Consider the following 2922-nt stretch of genomic DNA (forward strand, 5'->3'; position numbering starts at 1 on the left):
CTGATCTGTTCGTAGTATTCCGTATTCAAACCCTGCACCGCCTGTTTCAGTGTCATCCCCTTTCCCGTCGGCTCCGTCGAAAAGAAAATACCGAAAGCAGAGCCTGCCACCAACGCAATCAGGCATATCAGCAAAATCACCGCCAGTGCCGCGCCGCCGCTTGCAATAATCGCCGCCACAACACTTTTAAACGCTGCGATACAGGCTTTGGCCGTATTCGCCAATGCCTTGCCTGCCGGCTTTGCAGTTTTTACAGCAGCCTGCGCTGTATGCTGGATCTTCCGGACAGCTTTCTTCGATATGTGCACGGCCTGTTTTTCCACCCCTTGCGCTGGGCGCGCCGCCTTTCCCTGCCGCCCCGGCTCTTTGAAAAGCAGTCTCCCCGTTTTGGGCCCGCGGATATTCCTTCTTTGTGTCTCAGCGCACCCCAAATTCGTTTCTGCCGCAATACGCTTTGGCCGCTCCACTGCCTGCGGGCGTTTCTCCATATATTCTGCATAAGGATTCCGCGCCCTTACGGCTTCTCTGTGTTCATCCCGTTTGATGAATTTTTCCCGGGACGGCAGATGGCGCAGCAGTTCTTTGCCGCCCGCGACTGTATCTTCAACCAGTCCCACACCACTATCCACCACTGTTTGTGCATCCGGACGCAGCCCGTCTCTCGTGTCAGCCGAATTTTCCGTCCCGTTCTGCGCCGCCTGCATCAGCTGCACGACGCCTTTTTCTTTTACCACCTCCAATCCGTGCCGGACAAACTCTTTGGGCGCATGCCGGACCAGTTTCGGCCGTTCTGCTTTTCCCCATTCTTCTTTCACTTTAATGTCTTTCAACCGCACCTCTCCCAAACAAAAAAACGCCCGCAGGGAAGTTACTCCCCACGGGCGGTCCATATATTTACGCGTGCTTCACGCGGTCATGAAGCTCCTCTTTTTTGGCATCGTTCCAGCGGTCCACCGTACCCACAAGATACCCCGTAATACGCCGGATGCGCTCGAACTTCACATTCTTCCCCGCTCTCTCCGCATTGCCGATGTTGTTGTTTTCCATATACCATCTTCCTCCTGACCGCTATATATCGTACCCCTATTCCGGCGAAAAATCAAGATGGAGCCTTCATGTTATCGGCTTGTTATGGAAAGAAAATTTTTCCAGAAACAATTGAAACTCTGCGGCCGCAACCTTTTCCGTTGTTCAAAACTTTTCATCAGGCTTCGTCGTCATCAGCCGGTACAGCTTCGTATTTTTTGGAAAACTGTTTTCGAACGGGATGATCGCCCCGCCGCAGCGGATGAGGCCGTGGCCCGCGGGCACGTTGGTGATGTACGAGAGCTGGTTCTCTGAAATGTTCAGCAGCTTTGCCAGCTCCTCCCGGTCCGTCGCCGCCTGGTTGAGCATCACCAGCAGTTCGCTGTTTGCCAGCATGAGGCGGGCGGTGTCTGAGCGCAGGATCTCGTCCACGTTCTGACTCACCGCGGTGATGAACGCATTGTATTTGCGCATCCGCTTGAACAGGCGATAGAAAAACTCTGCGCTGAAGGAGTAGCGGAACAAAATGTAGAACTCATCGGCCAGTATCCATGTGCGCTTTCCCTGCCGCCAGTTGCGGATCACGCGGTTGAAAATCGCGTCCAGCGTCACCACCATGCCCACAGGCCGCAGCTGCTCGTCCAGCTCGCGGATGTCATAGCACAGAATACGCGCACCAGTGTCCACATTGGTCTGATGGGCAAAGATGTTCAAGCTACCGGTGGTGTACAGTTCCGACGCCAGTGCGAGGTCATGCGCTTCTGCCTCGGGCTGTTCCAACAGCACCCGGCGCAGATCCACCAGCGTGGGCGGCACGCCGCGATACCCGCCGTGTATATATTCCCGGTACACCAGCCTTGCGCAGCGGTCCAGAATAGACCGCTGCTTTGCTGTAAGGCCATTTTCCGTCAACGGCTCAAAGATGGATAAAATCAGCTGCACCTTTTCAATGAGCGGGTTCTTTCCTTCCCCGTATGCCCTGTCCATATCCAGTGCGTTGAGGTGAATGCTGCTGTGCGGAGAAATGGGCAGCACCTCGCCGCCCAGCGCCTTGACCAGCCGGCCGAATTCACTCTCCGGATCCAGGATAAGGATATCGTCTTTTGTACGCAGGGCGATCTCTACCAATTCCTCTTTCGCGCTCATGCTCTTGCCGCTGCCCGAAACGCCCAACCGGAACGAGTGGCCGTTGAGCAGCTGCGCCCGGTCGATGCGGATCATGTTGCCCGACACCGCGTTTTGCCCATAATAGACGCCGTTCGTGTGGTTGAGTTCCTGCGCCTTGAACGGCATCAGCACGGCGACGCTTTCCGTTGTCAGCGTGCGCAAGGCATGGATGCGCCGCACACCGTAGGGCAGTACCGTGTCGAGGCCGTCCCGCTGCTGCCAGCGCAAAGTGGAAAGCTGGCACAGATGCTTGCGGCCCACCGACAGCAGGCTTTCCGTATCCGCGTCCAGCTGCTCCTTGCTTTCCGCCAGATGCACCACCGTCACAAGGCCGTACATCATGCGCTGGTCGCGCTCGGTCAAGTCGTTCAGAAATTCCGTTGTTTCCTTGCGCTGAAGCTGCATATCGTAGGGCACATTCGCCGTATAGTTGTTGGCGTTGTTCTGCCGCCGCTGCCAGCCGGCCACATTCGTTTCCACACCCAACAGTTTGTTCTGCAATTCCCGCACCGCTTCATCCGTGGGCACGGGCAGGATGTCGATGGACACCATCATGCTGCGGTCCAGCCCGCACAGCTCCATGATAAAATCGTCCTTGATAAAGCTGGAATAATCTTGTAAATACAGCACCCGGCCCCATCGGACGTCCGACTTGAAAAAGTCGGCGTAAAATTCCAGGCTGTCCGGGCAGAACCAGTCATTGAAGTCATGGCCGCGCTTTGCCCGCTG

The 2922-nt window shown here is 56.1% G+C and carries 1 protein-coding gene and 2 pseudogenes; all 3 read right to left on the reverse strand.

Features of this window, described 5'->3' with window-relative positions:
• Positions 1–830 (reverse strand): annotated as a pseudogene (locus ACOYIE_RS10245) (hypothetical protein); the annotation flags it as partial.
• Between the two features lie 64 nt (positions 831–894).
• Positions 895–999: pseudogene (nrdD, locus tag ACOYIE_RS10250) on the reverse strand (anaerobic ribonucleoside-triphosphate reductase); the annotation flags it as partial.
• 192 nt (positions 1000–1191) lie between these two features.
• Positions 1192–2922, reverse strand: a 1731-nt coding sequence (locus ACOYIE_RS10255) for a VirB4-like conjugal transfer ATPase, CD1110 family (RefSeq protein ID WP_433412891.1), incomplete at its 5' end; no start/stop codon positions are given.

The sequence above is a fragment of the Agathobaculum sp. genome (genome assembly GCF_050946325.1).
Classification (GTDB): domain Bacteria; phylum Bacillota; class Clostridia; order Oscillospirales; family Butyricicoccaceae; genus Agathobaculum.